This is a genomic window from Pedobacter sp. AC379 (genome assembly GCF_979258145.1).
Genome location: NZ_OZ409839.1, coordinates 1,617,675 through 1,640,583 on the forward strand (window position 1 = coordinate 1,617,675; position 22,909 = coordinate 1,640,583).

The 22,909-nt window shown below is 39.9% G+C and carries 19 protein-coding genes and 1 tRNA gene; 15 read left to right on the top strand and 5 right to left on the bottom strand.

Features of this window, described 5'->3' with window-relative positions; translation table 11 throughout:
- Positions 1-167 precede the first annotated feature (167 nt).
- The 9 genes from ACZZZW_RS07175 (at position 168) to ACZZZW_RS07215 (ending at position 13,693) form a co-directional block, all read left to right on the top strand.
- Positions 168-3,374 (top strand): SusC/RagA family TonB-linked outer membrane protein, encoded by a 3,207-nt coding sequence (locus ACZZZW_RS07175; protein WP_463492704.1) that lies wholly within the window; start codon positions 168-170, stop codon positions 3,372-3,374.
- A gap of 21 nt (positions 3,375-3,395) precedes the next feature.
- Positions 3,396-5,300: a RagB/SusD family nutrient uptake outer membrane protein gene (locus tag ACZZZW_RS07180; RefSeq protein ID WP_463492705.1), complete on the top strand. Its 1,905-nt coding sequence runs from the start codon at positions 3,396-3,398 to the stop codon at positions 5,298-5,300.
- Positions 5,301-5,311: 11 nt separating this feature from the next.
- Positions 5,312-6,247, top strand: coding sequence for a DUF5017 domain-containing protein (locus tag ACZZZW_RS07185; RefSeq protein WP_055911397.1), 936 nt, complete (start codon positions 5,312-5,314; stop codon positions 6,245-6,247).
- Positions 6,248-6,303: 56 nt separating this feature from the next.
- Positions 6,304-7,107, top strand: coding sequence for a glycoside hydrolase family 16 protein (locus ACZZZW_RS07190; protein WP_055911395.1), 804 nt, complete (start codon positions 6,304-6,306; stop codon positions 7,105-7,107).
- Positions 7,104-9,197, top strand: a complete 2,094-nt coding sequence (locus tag ACZZZW_RS07195; RefSeq protein ID WP_055911393.1) for a polysaccharide lyase family 8 super-sandwich domain-containing protein — start codon at positions 7,104-7,106, stop codon at positions 9,195-9,197. Before ACZZZW_RS07190 ends, ACZZZW_RS07195 begins: the two co-directional genes overlap by 4 nt.
- 15 nt (positions 9,198-9,212) lie before the next feature.
- Positions 9,213-10,397: a glycoside hydrolase family 88 protein gene (locus tag ACZZZW_RS07200; protein WP_055911391.1), complete on the top strand. Its 1,185-nt coding sequence runs from the start codon at positions 9,213-9,215 to the stop codon at positions 10,395-10,397.
- 353 nt (positions 10,398-10,750) lie between these two features.
- Positions 10,751-11,974, top strand: a complete 1,224-nt coding sequence (locus ACZZZW_RS07205) for a DUF2264 domain-containing protein (protein ID WP_463492706.1) — start codon at positions 10,751-10,753, stop codon at positions 11,972-11,974.
- Positions 11,975-12,063: 89 nt separating this feature from the next.
- Positions 12,064-12,903 carry a 5-dehydro-4-deoxy-D-glucuronate isomerase gene (gene kduI, locus ACZZZW_RS07210; protein ID WP_463492707.1) on the top strand — a complete coding sequence of 280 codons (840 nt, stop codon included), beginning with the start codon at positions 12,064-12,066 and terminating at the stop codon, positions 12,901-12,903.
- A 25-nt stretch (positions 12,904-12,928) separates the two neighbouring features.
- Positions 12,929-13,693 carry an SDR family NAD(P)-dependent oxidoreductase gene (locus tag ACZZZW_RS07215; RefSeq protein ID WP_463492708.1) on the top strand — a complete coding sequence of 255 codons (765 nt, stop codon included), beginning with the start codon at positions 12,929-12,931 and terminating at the stop codon, positions 13,691-13,693.
- A 147-nt stretch (positions 13,694-13,840) separates the two neighbouring features.
- Here ACZZZW_RS07215 and ACZZZW_RS07220 read toward each other — a convergent pair whose 3' ends face one another.
- The 4 genes from ACZZZW_RS07220 to ACZZZW_RS07235 all read right to left on the bottom strand — a co-directional run bounded on the left by ACZZZW_RS07220 (position 13,841) and on the right by ACZZZW_RS07235 (position 16,753).
- Positions 13,841-14,467, bottom strand: coding sequence for a carbonic anhydrase (locus ACZZZW_RS07220; protein WP_055911385.1), 627 nt, complete (start codon positions 14,465-14,467; stop codon positions 13,841-13,843).
- Between the two features lie 59 nt (positions 14,468-14,526).
- The gene (locus tag ACZZZW_RS07225) at positions 14,527-15,036 is read right to left on the bottom strand and encodes a flavodoxin family protein (RefSeq protein ID WP_463492709.1); all 510 of its coding nucleotides are present in this window, start codon (positions 15,034-15,036) and stop codon (positions 14,527-14,529) included.
- Between the two features lie 155 nt (positions 15,037-15,191).
- A complete protein-coding gene (locus ACZZZW_RS07230; protein WP_463492710.1) occupies positions 15,192-15,800 on the bottom strand; it encodes a hypothetical protein in 609 nt (202 codons plus the stop codon).
- Positions 15,801-16,111: 311 nt separating this feature from the next.
- Positions 16,112-16,753, bottom strand: a complete 642-nt coding sequence (locus ACZZZW_RS07235) for a Crp/Fnr family transcriptional regulator (RefSeq protein WP_463492711.1) — start codon at positions 16,751-16,753, stop codon at positions 16,112-16,114.
- A 78-nt stretch (positions 16,754-16,831) separates the two neighbouring features.
- Here ACZZZW_RS07235 and ACZZZW_RS07240 point away from each other — a divergent pair, with 78 nt between their 5' ends.
- The 4 genes from ACZZZW_RS07240 (at position 16,832) to ACZZZW_RS07255 (ending at position 20,068) form a co-directional block, all read left to right on the top strand.
- Positions 16,832-17,539: an HAD family hydrolase gene (locus ACZZZW_RS07240; protein ID WP_463492712.1), complete on the top strand. Its 708-nt coding sequence runs from the start codon at positions 16,832-16,834 to the stop codon at positions 17,537-17,539.
- Positions 17,540-17,553: 14 nt separating this feature from the next.
- A complete protein-coding gene (locus ACZZZW_RS07245; RefSeq protein ID WP_463497728.1) occupies positions 17,554-18,168 on the top strand; it encodes a CatA-like O-acetyltransferase in 615 nt (204 codons plus the stop codon).
- Between the two features lie 414 nt (positions 18,169-18,582).
- A tRNA-Ala gene (locus ACZZZW_RS07250) sits at positions 18,583-18,656 on the top strand.
- Positions 18,657-18,871: 215 nt separating this feature from the next.
- Positions 18,872-20,068, top strand: coding sequence for a tyrosine-type recombinase/integrase (locus tag ACZZZW_RS07255; protein ID WP_463492713.1), 1,197 nt, complete (start codon positions 18,872-18,874; stop codon positions 20,066-20,068).
- Here the strand turns inward: ACZZZW_RS07255 and ACZZZW_RS07260 are convergent.
- Complete coding sequence (locus ACZZZW_RS07260; RefSeq protein WP_463492714.1) at positions 20,065-20,268, bottom strand: hypothetical protein; 204 nt, start codon at positions 20,266-20,268, stop codon at positions 20,065-20,067. The genes ACZZZW_RS07255 and ACZZZW_RS07260 overlap by 4 nt on opposite strands.
- Before the next feature lie 316 nt (positions 20,269-20,584).
- Here ACZZZW_RS07260 and ACZZZW_RS07265 point away from each other — a divergent pair, with 316 nt between their 5' ends.
- Both ACZZZW_RS07265 and ACZZZW_RS07270 read left to right on the top strand, forming a co-directional pair.
- Positions 20,585-21,166: a TetR/AcrR family transcriptional regulator gene (locus tag ACZZZW_RS07265; RefSeq protein WP_463492715.1), complete on the top strand. Its 582-nt coding sequence runs from the start codon at positions 20,585-20,587 to the stop codon at positions 21,164-21,166.
- A 75-nt stretch (positions 21,167-21,241) separates the two neighbouring features.
- Positions 21,242-22,399: an MFS transporter gene (locus ACZZZW_RS07270; protein ID WP_463492716.1), complete on the top strand. Its 1,158-nt coding sequence runs from the start codon at positions 21,242-21,244 to the stop codon at positions 22,397-22,399.
- The last annotated feature ends 510 nt before the right edge of the window (positions 22,400-22,909 follow it).

The window sequence follows — 22,909 nt, forward strand, 5'->3', positions numbered from 1 at the left end:
AATTATGGTTTAAAAGCATTTTTGCCAAATATTTAGAATTTTACCCCTAAATGTTTAGAAAATTATACCCCTAAAAAATGGGCTATGCTATAAGTTTGTTCTGCGGTGAATGCTTTTTTTAAGCTAAACCTAACAAACAGACCTAATAACCAATTTAACCAACAATTATGAGTAAACTCTACATCCCGGGAGGAGCAGGCACGCCGGTGTATGCACATCTTTTCCCTAAGCTTTTATTATTACTCACTTTCTTACTGCTTGGCCATGTTACTGTTTTTGCCCAAAGCAAAACCGTTATTGGTGTAGTTACCGATGAAAGTAAACAAACAGTGCCCGGCGTATCGGTAAGTGTTAAAGGAAGTAAAACCACCACACAAACAGATGCTGATGGCCGGTTTAAAATTCAGGCACTGGCAACAGATCAGTTGGTGTTTAACTATGTGGGTTATGCTGTCCAAGCGGTAACGGTTGGCACGCGCAGCACGGTTAATGTGGTATTAAAATCTTCTGTTACGGGTTTGAGCGATGTTGTGGTTGTGGGCTACGGAACAACCAAAAGGGCCGATTTAACAGGTGCTGTAGGCTCAGTAAACATGAAAGATCTGGAACAGGCTCCTGTTAAATCATTCGACCAGGCGTTGGCCGGCCGTGTAGCGGGGGTACAGGTATCAACCAGTGATGGCCAACCGGGTGCAACGGCAAACATTGTTATCCGCGGTGCCGGATCTATCTCGCAAGATAATTCGCCGTTGTACGTTATCGATGGTTTCCCTTCAGAAGATGCCAATGCAAACTCCATCAACCCTTCTGATATTGAAAGTATCGATGTGTTAAAAGATGCTTCGGCAACCGCCATTTATGGTGCGCGAGGCTCTAACGGGGTTGTACTCATTACCACCAAAAGGGGCAAGGCAGGCAAACCACAACTTAGTTATAACGCCTATTACGGCACGCAGAAATCGCCAGAAAAAATTCCGGTGATGAATGCCTTTGAGTTTGTGAAATACGTGAAAGAACTGAATCCTGTTTTTGCGGATTCTGTGTATTTAAAAAACGGTGTTACCATAAATGATTACCAGAATGTTTCGAGCCTTGATATGCAGGATTATATTTTTCAGAACGGGCAGAACCAAAACCATGATATTGCCTTGAGAGGTGGAAATGATAAAACGACCTACTCTATTTCTGGTAACTATAACAACCAGAAAGGGATTGTAAAGTATAGTGGATTTAAACGTTACCAAGGCCGTTTTGTGCTCGATCAAACGGTTACCGATAAATTAAAAGCAGGCGTAAACGTAAATTATGCCTATAGCGAAACTTTCGGTACACCGATTTCTGCAACCAATTTTTATGCATCTTCGGTACTGTTGTATTCAGTTTGGGGCTACAGGCCTGCTGCGGCAATTTCGGGCAGAGATCAGAATACAGATTTGCTTGATTCGTTTTACGACCCTACAAACGAGCTGGCAAATAACCAGGATTACCGTGTAAATCCTTTAATCAGTTTAGAAAACCAGAAAACCATGTATAAAACCACCACTATGGTTGCCAATGGTTATGCTGAGTATGCTTTTACACCAAAATTAAAATTAAGGGTAGCTGCAGGGATAACAAACGCCAATACCGAAACCAATATTTTTAATAATGCTTTAACACAATCGGGAAGTAAATGGAATTCATCAGGACCTAACGGCACCTATGCCACCAGTCCCGCTTTTAACTGGTTAAATGATAACACATTAACTTATAAAAACACTTTTAATAAAGACCACAATTTAACAGTTTTAGCGGGTTACTCTGCACAGCGGAGCAAAAGTTCTTACCGCTCTATTTATGCCTCGCAAATTACCAATGAAAGTTTGGGTATTGATGCGCTTGATTTAGTGCCGGCAGCCAATACAGTGGTAAATTCGCGCAGCTCGGTTTGGACCCTGCAATCCTTTTTGGGTAGGCTCAATTATGATTTTAAAGGCAAGTATTTGTTAACGGCCAGTTTCAGGGCAGATGGATCGTCGAAGTTTGCTCCGGGCAAGCGTTGGGGCTATTTTCCTTCGGCATCTGCCGGATGGCGTTTCAGTCAGGAATCTTTTCTAAAAGAAGCCACCTGGTTATCTGATGGTAAACTGAGGATTGGTTACGGCGAATCTGGCAATAACCGTGTTGGCGATTTTGCTTACCTGCCTCAACTAAACCTGGGCAACACACAGTACTGGTACTCGTTCAACGGGAAACCTGTAGCCATTGGCTCGGTAATTACAGCATCTGGCAATTACGATTTGCAATGGGAAACAAATACACAAACCAATATCGGTTTGGACCTGAGCTTTTTTAAAAACCGACTTGGCTTAACCGCCGATGTTTATAAAAGGGTAACTAACGATTTGTTGCTGAATGCGCAGCTGCCTTATGCAAGTGGGGTACAAAGCGGAACGGGATTTAAAAACATTGGTAGTTTAGAAAACCGCGGTTTGGAAATTACCCTGAACAGTACAAATATTCAGACCAAGAATTTCCGCTGGACGAGTAATTTCAACATCAGTTTCAACAAGAACAAAATTCTTGAATTAACCGAGGGGCAAAACTCACTGCTTGCAGGTTCCGGTACATTTTTTAATACCACCTACACCAGTTTATCTCCATATATATCCGTTAAGGGCCGTTCAGTTGGCGAAATGTACGGGCTGATTTTTGATGGTGTTTACCAGTACGCTGATTTTGATAAAATGCCTAACGGTACATTCCTGTTAAAACCAAATGTTACCACCAATGGCTCAACCAGAACATCAATACAACCTGGCGATATTAAATACAAAGATTTAAATGGTGATTTGGTGGTAAACAATAACGATTACACCATTATAGGTAGGGGTTTACCGATCCATACGGGCGGGTTCAGCAATAATTTTAGTTATAAAAACTGGGATCTGGGTGTTTTCCTGCAATGGTCTTACGGCAATAACATCATCAATGCCAACCGTTACGTTTTTGAAGGCGGTATTGTAACCAATCCAAACCTTAACCAGTACGCTTCATTCCAAAACCGCTGGACGCCGGGCAACCAGAACAACGACCTGTTTAGGGCGGGTGGAATGGCTGCCGCAAATTACTCATCTAGAGTGGTAGAGGATGGGTCGTACCTGCGATTAAAAACCGTTCAGCTGGGCTATAATTTCCCTAATAAAATGCTTAAAAGTATTGGTTTATCGAAACTGCGTTTAAATGCATCGGCCCAAAACCTGTTAACCCTTACCGGTTATACCGGGCTTGATCCGGAAGCTTCATCGCGGCCGAGCAACCTTACCCCGGGTTTTGATTATGGCACTTACCCACAGTCGTTCACAGTCACCTTTGGTTTAAACGCAACATTTTAATCACCATTAAAAAATAAAACAATGAAAAATAAATATATTCTGGCTTTTTTATTTGTGATGGCATTATCATCATCATGCAAAAAATTTTTAGATACTGAACCAACAGATTTCTACAGCCCATCTAATTATTACGAAACAGCAGATCAGTTGCAGGTGGCACTTAACGGTATTTACAGCAATATGATGTATGAGCGGATGTACGGGCAGGTATTGAACTTTAATTTTGTAAGCGCAACTGACGAAATGTTGCCGAACCGGCCGGTAAACGGCGAGGCACGTGGTTTATACTATTCGTACGATGCCGGGCATGCTTATGTTGCCGATGTTTGGCGCTGGCCGTATTTGGGCATTAACAATGCAAATGTGTTGATTGATAACATTAACAAGCCAACAATGGATGAAAAACAACGCGGTTACATTAAAGGCCAGGCTTTGTTTTTAAGGGCTTACAATTATTTTATCCTCACTACAAATTTTGGTGCAGTGCCGGTAATTCTGCATAGCCCGGGTATTGCCGAAACCAATATTCCGGCTTCACCGCAGTCAGCAGTTTATGCGCAGATTGTTACCGATTTGAAAGAAGCCGAAACCTTATTACAAGGAAGAACGGCCACAAGCCTGGGTTATAACGACCAGGTAACCATAACGGCTGTACAAGCCATGTTGGCACGCGTTTACCTGTATTGGGCGGGTTATCCAACCAATGATGCCACTAAATATGCCGATGCGGTGCTGTATGCTGATAAAGTAATCAGCTCTGGCTTACATGGCTTAAATCCGGATTATAAGCAGGTTTTTATCAATTTGTGCCAGGATAAATATGATGTAAAGGAAGATATTTTAGAATGGGGATCGGCAGGGGCTGCTGCGGGTGTAACCAATAAAACAGGTAACGATATCGGAAACTTTGTGGGCATACAATCGGCTATTCTTACCGTTAACGGCACTTTCGATCCCGCATCTTATTCGGCAGTTGGCTGGGTACAAACCACCAAAAAGTTATTTGATAGTTACGAGGTAGAGCCAACAAGCACATTGGTAAACAAAGCATCGTTAGATACGAGAAGAGATTGGAACTGTGCTGATTTTATCTGGACGGTAAATACAACCACTGGCGTGAGGAGTAAAACAGAAAAGCCAAATCCATGGCAAATGATGTGTGGTAAATTCCGCCGCGAATACTGTCCGGAAGCTTCAAGGAATTTGGGTAGTTACAATATCAATTGGCCTGTAATCCGTTATTCGGATGTGCTATTGATGAAAGCAGAAGCAGAAAATCAGCTTAACGGTCCAACGGCTGCCGCTTACGATGCCATTAATCAAGTGCGGAAAAGGGCTTACGGAACCTTGTATGGTAATATTGTAAAAAATATTACGGTGGTAAACGGAGGTTCAGGTTATAGTGCTGCCAACCCTCCGGTGGTAACCATCAGCGGTGGCGGTGGCTCGGGTGCTACTGGGGTAGCGGTAGTATCAACAGGAGGCGTGGTAACCGGAATTAAGTTAACCAGCAGGGGGAATTTAACAGCTGCAGGTCCGTATTTTACCAGTGCACCAACGGTAAGCATTGCTGCACCAACTACTGGAGTTACTGCAACAGCTACAGCAAGCATTACAAACGGTAGCGAATACCTGTTAACATCAGGACTGAACAAAGCCGATTTTCAATTGGCGATTAGAGATGAACGTATGCGCGAGTTATGCTTTGAGGCCTACCGCAAGGCCGACCTTATCCGTTGGGGCAATTTTGTGGGCGATATGCAAAACTTTGCCAACTACGCTGTAGCCAATGGCGTTTCAGCAACAACAGGCAATGCGGTCGGTTATAGCGGAATTACCGGAATCACCCAAAGGCATGTACTGCTCCCGAAACCAACCTACGAGTTAAACCTAAATAAGGATTTAACTCAAAACCCAGGATATTAACCAAATCAAAAATGAAAAAGAAGATGAAATATCTATTCAATATAGGTTTGCTTGCACTTTTGTTTTTTACCGCATGCAAGAAAGACCTTACAACAGATGCACCAACCGCTGGCATTAACCTTATTAATGCACGTGCCGCCATTGGCGATACACTGGTTTTTAAACTGGGCGATACCTGTAAGTTTGCGCTAGATGGCTATGCCGATAATATTGCTTTTTGGGGCGGTACCCCAGGCAATAAGTACGAGTACCGAGATAGGGCAATGGCGCAGGGCCTACCAACGCTATCTTTTACGAGTACTGCCCAATTTGGTACACAAACCAATACTTTGCAGGTTCTGGCTACCAACAGGCTGCCCTCAAGAGATTCAGCAACGGTTGTAAATGCAGCGTGGACAAACATTACAGCCCGTACACCTTTGGCTACGAGTGCCACCGCAGTAAATACAGGCAATATTAATTTAGCTGATCTGGTAAGTGGTATAAATGATTCACTTTTTATTGCCTTTAAATATTCGGGCGTAACAGGCTCAACACAGCGAACCTGGACCATTACCAATTATACGGTAAACAATGTATTGGCCGATTATAGCTTTAACTTAAGTTCGTTAGCGAGTGATAATGCATACTGGACACGTTATGGCAACGTTTGGACACCTGCTAGCGCGCGCTGGGTAGCCACTACCACAGCGCTCACCATTGTAGGTGGCGCGGCTACACTTCCAACAAACACCAGCTGGATTGTAAGTAAGGCATTGTATGTTGGTCGCGTTTCTCCAGATATTGCAACCGCCACGGTTAAAAACATAACCGCATCTGCTACCACATCATACGCTTATAAATATGCTGCTGTAGGTAAATACAAGGCAACTTTTGTGGCTTATAATGTTAATCCCAACCAAAGTAAATCAACAATAAAAGAATTTAATATTAAGGTTATCCTTTAACATCAAATGCGGCTGCTTAACCAGTTTAATGCCAGCCGCATTTACAAAATACTTTTATGAAGAAACAACTATTAATCCTGCTGTTTTGTCTGGTTGGCTATAACTGTTTTGCGCAAAGCGATGGCATAAAGCGGAAATTGATCTGGAGCGATGAATTTGACTATACAGGTTTGCCCGATGCTAAAAAGTGGACTTACGAGCAAGGATTTGTACGCAATAAAGAGCCACAGCTTTATACAAAAAACAGGTTGGAGAACGCCAGGGTAGAAAATGGAAAACTGGTAATAGAAGCAAAGAAGGAAGAATTTGAAGGTGCGCATTTTACCTCAGCCAGTGTAATTACTTTAGGGAAGCAGCATTTTAAGTATGGCCGGGTAGAGGTTAGGGCAAAAGTATGTAAGGGTGTTGGTGCATGGCCTGCCATTTGGATGCTGGGTACCAACCGCGGTCAGGTAAAATGGCCCAATTGCGGCGAAATTGACATTTTGGAATTTGTGGGTAAAGATTCTACACAGGTATACGGAACGGTACATTATGCAGATTCTACCAATACCTATAAACACCAGGGGGAAAAACCTGTGGTGGGTAAACCATGGGAAGATTTTCATGTGTATGCCATTAATTGGGATGAAGACAAAATTGAATTCTATTATGATGATTTAAAGTATATGGTATTTGATGTTAAAAAAGCAGATCACGCAGTAGATAATCCTTTTAGGAAAGAATTTTACCTGCTGCTTAACCTGGCTTTGGGCAGGCAGGGAACGCTGGGCGGGCCATTAAAAGAAGCGATTTTACCATTAAAATATGAGGTAGATTATGTTAGGGTTTACAAAACTCCTTTAAACCGTAGAAAATGATGGTGAGGATAAAAGGAAAAGGGTTGAAAATAAATTTATCGGTAATTTTTGTTTGTTTAAGCTGCTTTTTTGTAAGCGCACAGCAAAAACCCTATACCATTATTATGGAGCGTATCAATCTGGATTTGCAGGTAGGCATAAACGATGGCGTGCTAACAAAAAGGATAAATAAAAACCTGCCGGCATTACTTCCGGATGGAAGCTGGACGGATATTAATTATGCAGATGCACAATACGATCCGCTAAACAGAATAAAAGATATGGCAACTGCTTATATAAGGCAATCAAATAAGCTGTATCAAAATAAAGAGATGTATGGTGCAATTGTGAAAGCTTTGCAGAACTGGCTGGATAAAAATCCAAAGAACAAAAACTGGTGGTACAACGATATTTTTTATCCACAGGCCATTGGCCAAACGTTAATTTTAATGCGGAATGCGAAAACGCAACTCCCTGTTGAGCTAGAAAATGCCTTGATTAATAGAATGATCAGAAAGTTAAAAACCGGTGATGGTGCCAATACTTCTGATGAGGCACTGCACTATCTCTACAGGGCCTGCTTAACACAAAATAAGGCAACGTTGGATTCTGCCGCGAAATACCTGTTCGAACCGATAACCATTGCAGATGGAAAAGAAGGCGTTCAGGTGGATGGAAGTTATTACCAGCATGGTAAACAGCAGGCCATTGCGAGTTATGGCAGGGTATTCGCCGGAAATTCGGTGAACGCTGCTTTTTATTTACGTGGAACGGAATATGCCCTGCCAAAAGATCAACTGGCTATTTTGGTTAACTACCTCAAAAATACTTTCCTCAAAACGGTAAGGGGATCGTTTTATGATTTTAACGTACGCGGACGGGGGATTAGTCGTAAAGACTCCTTAAGTAGCGGCATGGGCGGTATGGTAGGCAAAATTAAACTGTTCGACCCCGAAAATGCCGATTATTGGGATGCAGCACAACTCAGAACATCAGGCAAAAAACCTGTTGATTACGGAATAACAGCTTCCCATAGCCAATATTGGAAAAGTGGTTACACCCTGCACCTCCGTAAGGCTTATACTTTCAGTGTTCAAACGGCATCGAGCAGAACGCTAAGAACGGAACGTGGCAATAATGAAAACATATTGGGGAAATTTCTCCCCGATGGGGCAACAAATATTCAACGTAGCGGGTCAGAATATGCCAACCTGATGCCCGTTTGGGAATGGGATAAAATTCCGGGCACTACCAGCAGGGATTATGCTGATGACAGTGGCGCAACAGTATTAAAAGAATGGGGTATACCTGGCAGCACCAAATTTGTGGGCGGGGTAAGTGATGGCTTTTATGGCGTTTCGTGTTACGATTTGAATTATGACAGCGTTCAGGCTAAAAAGGCATGGTTCTTTTTTGATCAGGAAGTGGTTTGTTTAGGTGCCGGGATTAACAGCAATGCTATACAAAATATCACCACCACAATCAATCAGGTATGGTTGCGTAGTAACGTATCAACTTCTAACGGCATACAGAAAAATGGCAAGAGCGAAGTTTGGGCATTACACGATAGTATTGGGTATATTTTTCCCCATGGTGGGAATTTGGAAATCAGCACTAAAGCCCAAAGTGGAAGTTGGTACCGCGTTAACCATTTTCAAAGTAAAACCGAGTTAAAGCATAATGTTTTTAAAATGTGGTTAAACCATGGTCAAAATCCACAAAATGGCAGTTACCAATATATTGTTGTGCCAGGGATAGATGTAGCCGGATTAAAAAAGTATAACCGATCGATGATTGAGATATTAAAAAATACCGACGAGATACAGGCGGTAAAACACACTGGTTTAAATATGTTGCAAGCCGTCTTTTATAAACCGGGCACGCTGAATGCAGATGGCTTATCACTCCGTGTAGATCAGGCTTGTACTGTTTACATTAAAAATATAAATGGTAAAAACCCTACGCTTTACATCGCAGATCCGGCGCAGCAAAATGCAAGCATCAATGTGCTTTTAAAACTACCGGCCATGTTAAAACCTCAAAATATAAATTGCAATCTACCTGCCGGTGCACTTTCGGGTGCAACGGCAACTTTTAAAATTAAAGAATAATACACATTATTAATTATGAAAAAAATCAATCTCGCTGTCGCATTGCTGTTGTTAAGCAGTTCGGTTTCATTTGCCCAAGCCGCAAAGAAGCCTATGGCCCAGTTAATCAACGATGAATTTAAATTCGCCCTTGATCAATATAAAGTGCTGGGTAAAAATATTCCCGAAGGAAAAACACCACAAACTTTTGAGAAAGGGAAACCTGTAAATTACGACATTAAGTGGTGGTGCAGCGGTTTTTACTCTGGCAGTTTGTGGTACATATACGAAGAGACTAAAAATGCAGAGGTTAAACAGGAGGCCGAGAAAGCTTTAAAAGTAATTGAGCCAAACCAAACGTATACCGGCAACCACGATTTGGGATTTATGATGTACTGTAGCTTTGGCAACGCTTACCGATTAACCGGTAAGCCAGAATATAAGGCTGTAATTGAGCGTTCGGCCGAATCGTTGGCTACACGCTACCGCCCGGCAGTAAAATCAATCCAATCATGGAATAAGAGTAAACTATGGGAATGCCCCGTAATTATCGATAACATGATGAACCTTGAAATGATGAACTGGGTGAGTGATAATGGAGGCAATAAAAAGTATAAGGAAATATCGGTTATCCATGCAAATACGGCTTTAAAAAACCATTTCCGCCCCGATTTCAGCTCTTTCCACGTGGTTGATTATAACCCTGAAACAGGAGCTGTAATTAGAAAAGCGACATGGCAGGGTGCTGCAAATTGCTCTGCATGGGCACGCGGACAGGGCTGGGCGCTGTATGGTTATACCATGATGTACCGTTTTACTAAGGATCCGGTTTATTTAAAACAGGCAAAAGGTATAGCACATTTTATTCTTAACCACCCAAACCTGCCTGCAGATAAAATTCCATTCTGGGATTTTGATGCACAGGGTATTCCGTTTGCAAAGCGGGATGCTTCTGCGGGTGCATTAATGGCTTCGGCATTATTGGAGCTGGGTCAATATACCTCCGGAAGTGAGAAAACAGAATTTAAATCGGCAGCCGAAACCATGATTTATTCCCTTTCAAGCAGCGAATACCACGCAAAGCTGGGCGAAAACGGAGGCTTTTTATTGATGCACAGTACTGGCGCTTATCCTTTAAACAGTGAAATTGATGTACCTTTAATTTATGCCGATTATTATTATTTAGAGGCCTTGGCGCGGTATAAAAAATGGTATTTGTAGAAATGTTAAATACAGGTTTAAGCGGAATAGCTGTTTTGGATTAGCCGGATAATGAATTTTTGTTTTATTCGGAAATAAAAGTTCAGCAGTGCTTCGGATGCGGTAGCCCCGTTATTCGCTACAGCTCCGATGAAAAATCGGAGGCTACCGCTACTACCGGGTTTATGAACAGTGGGTTTGTGCAAAGACTTTCAGAAATTCATGTTTGTCGGCTAAGCATCCAACTAGTAATATTAAGGCCTGCAATGCTGCCTAGACCCGGAAAGCGTAAAGAAACTGAATACTAGCATAAAAACCCGCTCTCCAAATAATTTAATCTAACCTTGAGTTTTATCACTCACATTATAATGAAAATGAAATGTAAAGTAATTTTTTCTGCCCTGCTGATTTTTTCTCAGTTTGCTTATGCACAAAAGAAACCTGAAACCGGTGCAGAAGACCGTGCTTTTTGGGTAAAAACTTTAAACAGAATCGCTTATCCGGTAATTCATAACCTGGCAAACGAAACTTTAAAGAAAAATATGCCTTTAGAAAAAGCGCCAGGCTATGGCTTAAACGTAGCAAAAGTTACCTATCTGGAAGCTTTGGGCCGTACCATTGCTGGTGTTGCACCCTGGCTGGCTTTACCGGATGATGAAACCCCTGAAGGAAAACTCAGAAAAACCATGCGCACCGAACTTTTAAAAGCTTTGGCCAATTCGGTTAATCCCGAAAGTCCGGATTACATCAGTTACCGATCAGAAAGTCAGCCGATTGTTGATGCCGCTTACGTTGCGCATGCTTTTTTGCGTGCCCCAAAAGCATTATGGGAACCGCTTGATGAAACGACTAAAAAAAGATTTATAGAAGAATTTAAATCTTTACGCACCCGGAGCGGGGCCTACAACAACTGGCTCTTATTTTCTGGCTTAACTGAAGGTTTTTTGTTGAGCATTGGCGAGCAGTATGATCCTGCACGTGTTCAGTTTTCGATCAACAAAATGAAAGAATGGTATGTGGGCGATAGCTGGTACAGTGACGGTGAAAAATTTAGCATGGATTATTACAACTCATTCGTGATCCATCCGATGCTTGTTGACCTTTTAAAAGTTTTGGTTGATAAGAAAAAAGCACCGCAGGCCGATTACGACCTTTCCTTGAAAAGAATGGTGCGCTATTCGGAATATTTAGAAAGAATTATTTCCCCGGAAGGGACTTACCCTGCTTATGGCCGATCGATTACCTACCGTACAGCTGCCTTTCAGGCATTGGCTCAAACAGCCTTAATGGAAAAATTGCCCGAATATGTAAAACCAGCACAGGTTCGCGGTGGTTTAACTGCTATAATGCATAAACTTTATGATGGAAACCAGAATTTCGACAATAAAGGCTGGTTGGTGTTGGGTTTTAACGGTCATCAACCAGAAGTGGCCGATACCTATACCTCAACTGGAAGTTTATATATGGCAACTTTAGGTTTTTTAACTTTGGGCCTGCCCGCTGATAATAAATTCTGGACGGATGCACCTGCGCCATGGACGAGTTTGAAAGCCTGGGGCGGAGAAACCATTAAAAAGGATTATAAAGTTGAGTATTAATACCAAAATTAAGTATCGTATAAATATATTTGCGGATAGGATCTGAAATATGAGTCAGATTTTTATCCCAAAACTCAATTTTTTAACCAATGAATAAATTTGAAAGCCGTTACGCGCAAAGTCCCAAAGAAGTTAAACAAATGGATACCGCAGCTTTGCGGGATAATTTCTTAATTGAAAACGTATTTGAGGCCAACCAGGTAAATTTAACCTTATCTCATTTCGATAGGTATATTGTTGGTGGTGCTATGCCTGTTGATCAGAAAATAGCCCTTCCGAATCCTGATGATTTAAAAGCAAACTATTTTTTAGAACGCAGGGAGCTTGGTATTATCAATGTAGGCGGAAAAGCAATTGTTACTGCTGACGGCGAAAAATACGAATTGGACTATAAAGAAGCTCTCTACATTGGAAAAGGTGCTAAAGAGGTGTTTTTCGAATCTGCAATTCTGGGTGAAGCCGCTAAATTATACATCAATTCTGCCCCGGCACACCACGCTTATCCAAACAAAAAGGTAAGCAAGGCTGAAGCAGAAATTGTAGAATTGGGTACACCAGAAACAGCGAACCACAGAATCATCAATAAATTATTGGTAAACAGCGTGTTGCCAACTTGCCAGTTGCAGATGGGTATGACCGAGTTAAAATCGGGTAGCGTGTGGAATACCATGCCGGCGCATACGCACGACAGGAGAATGGAAGCTTATTTTTATTTTGAGGTTCCAACAGGGCAAAGTGTTTGCCATTTTATGGGGCAGCCGCAAGAAACCCGCCACATTTGGATGCAGAACGATCAGGCAGTAATTTCGCCAAACTGGTCTATCCACTCTGGTGCAGGTACAAGCAATTATACCTTTATTTGGGGTATGGCTGGTGAAAACCTTGATTATGGCGATATGGACCACTGTGCCATTACCGAACTGAAATAAGAAGCAATTTATCTGATTAAAAAACATGTCGAACATATTTGATTTAGCAGGTAAAACTGCATTAGTTACCGGTTGTAAAAGAGGTATCGGGAAAGCAATGGCTTTAGCACTGGCCGAAGCAGGCGCCGATGTTATTGGTGTTTCTGCAAGTCTAGAATTGCAGGGAAGTGCTGTAGAAAAGGAAATTGTAGCCTTAGGCAGAAAGTTTTATGCCTACCAGTGCGACTTTGGTAAACGTGAAAATACGCTTGAATTTGCTGCGCAGGTAAAGACCGATCATCCCGTTATTGATATTCTTGTTAACAATGCAGGTACTATTTTACGCAAACCAATTGCTGAGCATCCGGATGAATATTGGGATGAGGTAATTGCGGTAAACCAAACTGCTCCGTTTATTTTAACCCGGGAAATTGGGCGCGAAATGATTGCCAGGGGTAGTGGAAAAGTGATTTTTACGGCATCCTTATTGTCGTTTCAAGGTGGTATAACCGTTCCTGGATATGCGGCAAGTAAAGGTGCAATTTCATCTTTAACCAAAGCTTTTGCTAACGAATGGGCATCAAAAGGCGTAAATGTAAATGCCATTGCGCCAGGTTATATTGCAACCGATAATACTTCTGCATTGCGCGAAGATCAGGATAGAAGCACCTCTATATTATCCCGTATTCCTGCCGGAAGATGGGGAATACCAGAAGATTTTAAAGGACCGACATTATTTCTGGCTTCTGCTGCAAGTGATTATGTGCATGGAACAATTTTAACCGTTGATGGCGGTTGGATGGGCAGGTAGGTTAATCCTTATTCTGCATTTCATAGTCGATGATTTGCGGTTTTTATGTCAAAGAAGTCAAGTTTTTTAAACTTGACTTCTTTATTTCAAATATCTGTTTTTTATGCAGCCTTGAACACCAAACGCTCCAGGGCGCACCCCAAACTGTTAATACAGGTTATAAATCTCCTTAATATCCTTCAGTATATTCTCGAAATCAATTTTCAGGTCGATTAAGCGGCCGGTATGGATATCGAATACCCACCCTTGTACGGTTAATCCGCGTGCGGTAACAGCTTCCTGCACGGCTGCGGTTTTTAGCAGGTTAACGCATTGTTCCTGTACGTTAAGTTCTACCAATCGGTTATAACGCGAATCTTCGTTTTCAATGGCGTTCAGTTCATCTTTGTGAATGCGGTAAACATCGCGGATATTTCTTAACCAGGGGTTTAAAATGCCCAAATCTGCTGGCTGCATGGCTGCTTTAACGCCCCCACAATTGTAATGGCCACAAACCACAATATGGTTAACCTTTAAATGGCGCACGGCATAATTTAAAACCGTCATCACATTTAAATCCACGTTATTTACCAGGTTGGCAACATTTCTGTGCACAAAAGCCTGCCCCGGTTGGATACCCATTAAATCTTCGGCGGTTACACGGCTATCAGAACAGCCGATATACAAAAACTCAGGGCTCTGGCCTTTGGATAATTCTGTAAAATAATCAGGATTGATGGCCAGTTTATCGGCAATCCATTTTTCATTGTTCTTAAAAACTTCTTCTACGTTCATGCTTTTGCTTTAAATAGAATTTTTGGATATATAAATTTTTGAGCGATAACAAACAGCTATTATATGGCTATAAAACTAAAGAAAGATTTCCTCATTTCTGCAAATTCATCATCATTAAGCCTAACATCCGAATTAAAATACAAGTGGCCCTTATAGTCCATCTCCAGGTAATTTGCTGTCATGTAAAATGGCGTGGTAAATCCATCAGGTAAGTCAGCATCGGTGCCAACTGCAATTAATTGCATGGTTTTACCTTTCAGGTTTCTGCCCACATCTTTATTTAAGGTTACCCAATTTGTTAAGCGGTCGAACAGATTTTTCATTCTTCCGCTCATGGCGTACCAGTAAACGGGAGTAGCAAAAATTAGGTGTTTGTGGTACAATATTTCTTTGGCAAAGGTTTCGAAACAATCTTCCGTGGGGTATTGGTTTTCGTAATTGTAGGGAAGAAAATGGTGCTCTAACAGGTTAATCTGATCGAAAGCAATTTCTTCGGTAAGTTTGCTGATATATTTTTGCGTATTGCCATTCAACCTGGCACTTCCGTTAATTATTAAGCTATCGGCCATACTTGTTTGTGTTAAATTTAATTAACAAGTTTAGCCAGGAAATGTTTAATGGCTGGCCGGGTATTGAATAAGGAATCCGGCACGAAGGATGATAAAATAAAAGCCAATATCAATTCACGGTGAAACCGGAAATTAATATTGGCTTAAATATTTACCTAGATGGCAATAGCTACCGCATTTTTATTAATGTGGTTTGGCAATTCTTCCAGGGTGTACAAGTTAACAAGTGATTCCGTTAAGGCATTTTTTGAATCGTACCAAACGTTCTCTTGTGTAAAATGACAAACACCATTTGTAAGTTCGGTAATTATTGCACCGATTAGGGTTGCAAAGTGATTTTCGAAAACATCACCTGAATGGTATTTAAGCGAAAATACTTTGTTGTAGTTTTGAAGTTTTGCTTCAACCTCAGCACTTAGCTTAACCGGTTTTGCAACTTTTCTTTTTTTCTTTTTAAATAATCCCAAAATCTTTTGAACCAGACTCTGCTTAATGATTTTTTCTTTAAAAAGCTTTTTCTTGTATTCTTTTAAGTCGAAAGATTTAAGCGATACAGCGAAATTTAACTTAAGGCTGTTTTCGTTAAATATTTCCAGGCTTGGTTTATCCCACTTAAAAACGATCGTTAAATTTCCGTTAGGGTTTCTAAATGAAAAGGACGAATTGATGTCTAACACATTTTCGTGTTCGTTCAAACGTTTTAAAATTGTTGGAATGAGGTCGTCGGTTAAAGAGTTTGTGTAAATGTTAATGTAAGCGCTCATTTTAATTAGATTAGCTATAATCAGTAAATTGCGTTAAACGGTTTGTTTACGCGTTATATAAATGATAGTTAAGGATATCATCATAAGTCGGAGTAATCTATTCTGAATAGATCGGTTCCTCAATACTGATTAACTCGGAAATTTTAAGCTGTACTGGCGGTTTTGTTTCATTTGTATATGTGGTTGTTGGTGTAGTCGCAATTGCGCAAAGCCGCGCATTTTTTTTTAACCTAAACGTGTTTAAACAGCAAAACGTTACAGTTAAATTAAAAATATATTCCTTGCAATAATTATACCATAAAATGAGGCAATTATTTAAGTTTTTCCACCAGTTTTTTCATGTTGGGCAACAGCAGTATATTTTCAAATTCAGGCGTATCAAAACCTCCTTTATCAAGTACTTGCTTTAAGCTTCTGTTAAAGCTTCTTACTGATATGCCCAGGTAGGCAGCCATGTCTTCTTTGGAGATGGAGATATGTTCGTCGGCCTGCAGTTTGAGTAATTTTAATAGCGCATATTCCAATGTATATAATTGTTGAAAAGATGCCCTTGTACTGGTTTGTATAATTCTGGTGGATAATTCCTGAAGCAGGATTGTAGTAAATTCACTACTCCTGTTTATAAGGGATAGGAATAGAAAATCAGGGATAACATAGGCGGTAACATCACTGATTGCAGCCACGGTGCATAAACAGTCTATCTTTTTAATGGCTTCGAGTTCGCCGGCCACTTCCCCTTTACCTAAAAATTCGATAATAAAATCTTTACCATTTTCTTCAGAAATAAAACATTTGCTTATCCCTTCCTTGATGATGTAAATGTTGCTTATTTTCTCTCCCTGCTCTATAAATCTATATCCTGCCTTAAAGCTTTTTAATGTTATTTTTTCTTCTTTATTTTCCGAACAAAATCGTTCAATAAAAGATAAGAAAGTAAGGTTGGTCCGTAGCATATTGATATAGTCGAGACAAATGTCCTTTTTTAACACGATCTCTTGGGTTACTTTTGTGGCACTAAAGTAAGCATAACAATGAAAAATCAAATTACCGTAATTGCTTTTGATGCTGATGATACTCTTTGGGTAAACGAACCCTATTTCCGCGAAACGGAAGAGCAATTTGCGGGGCTTTTAGAAGATTTTATGCCACGGCACAGCATTCTGGCCGAACTTTATAAAACTGAGATTGCCAATTTACCCCTATATGGTTATGGTATTAAAGGTTTTGTGTTGAGTATGATGGAAACCGTTTTAACCATAACATTGGGGAAAATTGACCCCATAATTATGGGAAAAGCAATAGAATTGGGGAAAGAAATGCTCAATAAACCTGTTGTTTTACTCGAAGGTGTAGAAGATGTACTCAAAACCTTGCATGGGCAATACCGATTGGTGGTGGCTACCAAGGGCGATTTGCTGGATCAGCAGCGTAAGCTTACCAAATCAGGTCTTGATCATTATTTTCACCATATCGAGATTATGAGCGATAAACAGGAAAGTGATTACCGAAAATTACTTAAACACCTTGATTGTAAGCCAGAAGAATTTTTAATGCTGGGCAATTCATTAAAATCGGATGTACTGCCAGTATTGAATATTGGTGGCCACGCGGTACACATTCCTTTTCAAACCACCTGGATACACGAAAGCATTGAACATACCATCGAACACGAAAATTTTTATCAGATGGAAAGCCTGTCTGAAGTTTTACCAAAATTAATTGAACGAAAGAAAAAATAGATATAAACACCTGGATCAGAAAAGATCATTTTAAATTTTTTAGCGCTTTTGAAGAACCTTTCTTCGGCGTTACAGTAGATGTAGATTGTACGGCTACCTACCATGAAGCAAAAGAAACTCAACGTTCATTCTTCCTGCTTTATCTGCATAAATCGCTTGTTGCAGCAAATCAGGTAGAACCTTTTAGTTACCGCATAATCGACGGCGAAGTTTGGAAACACAACATTATTAATGCCGCTGCAACCATTAACAGACCAAACGGCACATTCGGCTTTGGATATATTGATTTTCACGAAGATTTCGAAGATTTTAGAAGAGGAGCAGCTCAAGAAATCGAAAAAGTACAATCAACCACAGGCTTAATTCCTTCTTCATCAGGAGAAAATGTAATCCATTATTCGGCCTTGCCCTGGTTAAATTTCACTTCCCTATCACACGCCCGGAGCTTTTCCTATCAGGATAGTTGTCCGAAAATTTCTTTTGGAAAGGTTAAAGATGAAAATAGGAAAAAAATCATGCCGGTATCTATACATGTAAACCATGCTTTAATGGATGGTTACCATGTTGGCCAATTTGTAACCTTATATCAGGATCTGTTAAACAAGAAAGAAATTAAACAGCTCGTTTAGTTTTAGATCTTAAGGAATTAAACCTAAAAAATATTTAATGTTCGGTTAATATTAGGAATTTATTTTAGGCGATGTTTATCACTGCCGTTATTATTCCTTTTTATATCCTGGCCATCGTATCTATGTTTTATATGGATTCTGTATTTAAGGCCTTTATGTTTTTTGTACTGTTATTAATTGCCACATTTGTTCTTTTCCTGTTTATTAATTACCCGATGCAGTCTGCTATTGCAATCATTTGTTTTATGGCCATGTTTGCTTTTAAATTTAAGGATTAAGAAATTACCTGGATAAAAAGATCAATTATCATTTGCATTCGAGAAAGTATTTGCTATTTTTGCTCCACAAGCCGGAAGCTTGTTTCAATACTTAAATTGTGTCAATATATATTTAGTATTTGAATTTCCATAACCTGGGGGATTAGCTCATTTGGCTAGAGCGCTTCGCTGGCAGTGAAGAGGTGATCGGTTCGAATCCGATATTCTCCACAGGTTCATCTAAGTTATTGGAAGTCAATAACTTAGATGAATTTTTGTCTCCAAACTCTGACACAAGTCTGCCACTAAACGCCTCGGGAACCAAAAATTCACCCCGTCCGGCACGGCGAAAAAATCAAAATTCTCCTGAAGAAAATGAAAAAAAAATTGGGTATTCCGAACGTAAGTTCCAGGGGAGAACTCCTCGCGGCCCTAATTTTGACCTTATGGAGATTCCTGAGCTGCCTTATACTGTCCCCCGTGTCGTAAAGGAAAGAACCATAAACAGGGTTCCTGCAGGGAGCACTCTGGAAAAAGAAGTGGCTAAGCAAAGTTGGTATGTGGAGTTCTTTTTTCACAATGTAGTAGAAGAACGGGTGGAGCGGATCAGGGTAACAAGGAAGCTTAACAGGATTAAAGATCCAAGACAAAAGCTTAAAAACTTTAATAATCTTTGCGAAGCTTATCGCATTGCGCTCGAAGGCGGTTGGAATCCTTTGGATGAGCAGGCAAACGCAAGGCTAAAAAAGGAGCTAATAGGCATTGATCTTGATGAAGCATTGGTTCTTTTTGAATCCTATCACAAAGCAAAGGGAACCAGGCCAAAATCAATCAGTACCTACCGTTCAACAGTAAACTCCTTCATCAAGTACCATGGAGGTAGTAAAAAGGTGAATACGATAAGTGATTTTGAGATAACCGATTTTCTCAATTTCAAGGAAAGGGAGGAAAAGTGGGCGGGTGTAACTTATAATAACTGCAGGATCGGCCTCAATAATTTCTTTCGGTACTTAAAGGTCAATAAATATATTCCAGAAAATCCTGTAACTGATTGTGAGACGCGAAAAAAAATGCCGACACAATCCCATCAGGTTTTTACAGAACGCGATTTTAAGGTTATCATGGACTGGCTTGATAAGCATGATAAATATTGTCAGCTATTTGTGCGGATGATTTATTACACCTGCATCCGTCCGAAGGAGCTTAGATTTCTTCAGTTGAAGTATATTGATCTGGAGGAAAATACCATTACAGTGCCCGGTAACGTGTCGAAGAATAAAAAATCAATCCCTGTAAATATTGATGTGAGCTTAAGAATTGAACTGGATAAACTACAGATAGAAAAATTCGGTAAGGAATATTTTCTGCTTGGTTCTGCCCAAACATTTATCTCACGGAGTATGTGCTCAGAAAATTACGCCTATAATAGATTCAAGAAATGTTTGGAGGCAACAGTTTTGTTGGATAAAAACTATACACTCTACTCGTTTAAACACCTGTCAAACGTAAGAAAATTCAGGGCAGGATGGACCCTCGCAGAAATCTGTTCGGCCAATAGGCATGGAAGTCTTTCGGAAACGGAAACCTATCTGAAAGAGCTGCTGAAATTCGTTAGGTCGGATAAAGCAATTCCAGCCATTTAAATTTTCTTAGGGTTTCTTGCAGGACTTGTCAAGATCTCTGCAAGAAACCTTTGTTTTTGATTTTTACGCTTTTTTAATTGATTTTCCGAAAAATGTAAGCGATGAATGTCGTTGATCTTTCTGGATAGATCCAATACAATTTCATAAAGTTCCTGATTGTTCAGTTGTGGAGTTTCAGCACTTTCTTTATATACTTCCATAAATTACGCATTAAAGCATAAATTTAAATTACTTAAACCATAATCTTTATCCCTTACCTTATGTACAACGTAAATCATACTTTCAATATGGGAATCGCCTTACCTAAAGAAATTACTAGAGCACCATGTTGACTTCTTTGAGGTCATAACATTGATTTTGGAGAAAAATTTTCAGAATAGTTTTAAAATTTTAGAAAAATAAAATTTTGGTGTTCTTAAATTTTTCGATCTAATGGTTAGGGCTGATAATACGTGATTATGAATTATTTCAAGTTTTATTTTAAACTGAATAGTTTAAAATTTATATTTGCAGCATATGGGAAGAAATAAGGAATTTGATTATGACCAGAAACTGGATATTGCGCTAGAACTTTTCTGGACGCAGGGTTATCACGTAACTTCTATTACTGACTTAGAGAGCAGAATGGGAATTAACAGAAGTAGTATTTATCCCACCTATGGAGATAAAAAAGAGTTATTGATCAAGTCTTTAACTAAGTATATGAAAGCTAAAGTATCTGAATACGCAGGTATCTTACGCGAACCTCACGCTGATGCAATCGAAGCCCTAAGAAAAATTTTTCACTTGGGAGTTGACCAGAGTATTAAGGAAGGTAGGACCTGTCTGGCTGTAAAGATGGCATTTGAAATTGCCCTTACTGATGAAGAAGTACGGAGTGTGTTGGTTATTCATGAGAAAAAAATCGAAGAGATTTATTTTAAAATATTAAAAGACGGTCAGGAGAAAGGTAGTATTAAAGCTGATTTGGATACGAAGCTAACTGCCGATTTCTTTACTTCCTCCTCGAGTGCCTTATTCAAAAATTATGCGCTGAATAAAAATCGCATGACCGTCCATAAAATGATAGAAAATCTGATTGGCTTAGTCAAAGCCTAGTTTCGCTTAAAGTTCTTAATAGTATTAAATAACAATAAATATTTTTTTAGTCTTTTTTAAACCGTTCAGTTTAATATGAATTTAATTGTCAACAAAAAAGTAGCCTACATAGGATGTTTGGGCGTGGTCGGAATTATTAGCACTGAATTTGGTGTGATTGGCATTTTGCCGCAGATAGCAAAACAATATGATATCAATATTGGAACGGCAGGATATTTATTGAGCATGTTTGCCTTAACGATTGCGCTTACTGGACCTTTTATGGTTTTATATGCATCCAGATTCGATAAAAAGAAAATCATGATGAATGCACTTGGACTATTTCTGATCTCTAATTTTTTCTCCTTTTTTACTCCCCCTTTTTGGTTGCTAATGATTTTCCGGATACTGCCCACCATTTTACATCCTGCTTTTTTTTCTATGGCTATTGCTGCGGCTACGAAGGAAACCTCTCCTCAATTGCAAATGCGGTTAACCAGTATTATCATTGGAGGTATAGCAATTGCACAGGTGACACTGATTCCATTCACCACATTTATTGCAAGTATTTATGCGTGGCAACTGAGTTACGTTATTCAGGGGCTGATTATTCTGGTAACACTAATTATTATTTACAGGTATCTCCCATCCATGCCAAATACTGAAGTTAAATCTTTTAAAAATCAATTGAGTATACTTAAACGTCCCAGATTCATTGCTGGAACAGCAGTAAACCTATTTTTGATCACCGCCTGGTTTTGTTCCTATAGCTACTTTGCCGATTATCTTTCCAAAGCTAAAGGTTTGAGTGCTGGGCAAATTAGCTATGCATTACTGTTATTTGGAGTGATGGGGGTGATTTCAAATTTTCTGGCAGGTCGTTTATTGGGGAAATATATGGTTAAAACGACCTTATTTTTCCTTGTAGGGACTATTTTGGTTCCTTTAGCTTTCCACTATATTAGTGGTTCAATATTCAGTATAGCACTGGTTATCGGATTTTGGGGAATGATGTATGGGCCTTGTTTTCTGATAGGTGTGGGTTATATGGTGTCGGCTGCAGAGGATGCTAAGGAATTTGCAAATAGCTTGCAAACCTCCTTCGGGAATCTGGGAGTTTCATTAGGTGCAGTAATAGGGGGGTGGTTTATCAATCATTATGGGATTTCAATCACTCCTTGGGTTGGAGTCTCTTTTGGAGTATTGGCAACATTGGCTGTTTTTTATAGAGCCTGGCTAGATAAGAGCAGTTAATATTTTATTATGAGCATACGGGTTAAATGATCGGATAGGTAAAAGTTGCCTACATTTTAAGTTAGAAGAACAATTTAACTTACTTATATATTAAAGCTTTTCCCTGAGTTGGCAAGTATTACGGAATCTTTGAAAAGGCAATATTGACTATCATTCATTATAAGGAACGTTCACATATATTTATCTATCCAAAATTTGCGTGACTAGCGATGTAGATAAATTAGATATTTAGGCAAAACGTATTGAAATGCAAAGAAAGAGGATTGCTCTTTTTGAAGCAAACCTTCAGAAATGAGTACAGTTCCCGTTCGTACAGGGAATGTTGAATTCTTACAACACCTTTCTGGCTTTTTAGAGGTGTTGGAAAGGATTTTGAGAAAAATAAGTTGTAAGAAGAACTCCAAAATTCCCAAAAAAAGTAAAAATATTGTGTTCTAAAAATCTTCTACTCTCATAGTTCGGGAGGTTTTTAGAACACTTGGATATTCCGACCCATACTACACCACCCAT

Excerpts from the sequence above, each read along its gene's own strand:
- ACZZZW_RS07175 (WP_463492704.1), top strand. The coding sequence starts at position 168 with ATGAGTAAACTCTACATCCCGGGAGGAGCAGGCACGCCGGTGTATGCA.
- ACZZZW_RS07180 (WP_463492705.1), top strand. The coding sequence starts at position 3,396 with ATGAAAAATAAATATATTCTGGCTTTTTTATTTGTGATGGCATTATCA.
- ACZZZW_RS07185 (WP_055911397.1), top strand. The coding sequence starts at position 5,312 with ATGAAAAAGAAGATGAAATATCTATTCAATATAGGTTTGCTTGCACTT.
- ACZZZW_RS07190 (WP_055911395.1), top strand. The coding sequence starts at position 6,304 with ATGAAGAAACAACTATTAATCCTGCTGTTTTGTCTGGTTGGCTATAAC.
- ACZZZW_RS07195 (WP_055911393.1), top strand. The coding sequence starts at position 7,104 with ATGATGGTGAGGATAAAAGGAAAAGGGTTGAAAATAAATTTATCGGTA.
- ACZZZW_RS07200 (WP_055911391.1), top strand. The coding sequence starts at position 9,213 with ATGAAAAAAATCAATCTCGCTGTCGCATTGCTGTTGTTAAGCAGTTCG.
- ACZZZW_RS07205 (WP_463492706.1), top strand. The coding sequence starts at position 10,751 with ATGAAATGTAAAGTAATTTTTTCTGCCCTGCTGATTTTTTCTCAGTTT.
- kduI (WP_463492707.1), top strand. The coding sequence starts at position 12,064 with ATGAATAAATTTGAAAGCCGTTACGCGCAAAGTCCCAAAGAAGTTAAA.
- ACZZZW_RS07215 (WP_463492708.1), top strand. The coding sequence starts at position 12,929 with ATGTCGAACATATTTGATTTAGCAGGTAAAACTGCATTAGTTACCGGT.
- ACZZZW_RS07220 (WP_055911385.1), bottom strand. The coding sequence starts at position 14,467 with ATGAACGTAGAAGAAGTTTTTAAGAACAATGAAAAATGGATTGCCGAT.
- ACZZZW_RS07225 (WP_463492709.1), bottom strand. The coding sequence starts at position 15,036 with ATGGCCGATAGCTTAATAATTAACGGAAGTGCCAGGTTGAATGGCAAT.
- ACZZZW_RS07230 (WP_463492710.1), bottom strand. The coding sequence starts at position 15,800 with ATGAGCGCTTACATTAACATTTACACAAACTCTTTAACCGACGACCTC.
- ACZZZW_RS07235 (WP_463492711.1), bottom strand. The coding sequence starts at position 16,753 with ATGCTACGGACCAACCTTACTTTCTTATCTTTTATTGAACGATTTTGT.
- ACZZZW_RS07240 (WP_463492712.1), top strand. The coding sequence starts at position 16,832 with ATGAAAAATCAAATTACCGTAATTGCTTTTGATGCTGATGATACTCTT.
- ACZZZW_RS07255 (WP_463492713.1), top strand. The coding sequence starts at position 18,872 with ATGGAGATTCCTGAGCTGCCTTATACTGTCCCCCGTGTCGTAAAGGAA.
- ACZZZW_RS07260 (WP_463492714.1), bottom strand. The coding sequence starts at position 20,268 with ATGGAAGTATATAAAGAAAGTGCTGAAACTCCACAACTGAACAATCAG.
- ACZZZW_RS07265 (WP_463492715.1), top strand. The coding sequence starts at position 20,585 with ATGGGAAGAAATAAGGAATTTGATTATGACCAGAAACTGGATATTGCG.
- ACZZZW_RS07270 (WP_463492716.1), top strand. The coding sequence starts at position 21,242 with ATGAATTTAATTGTCAACAAAAAAGTAGCCTACATAGGATGTTTGGGC.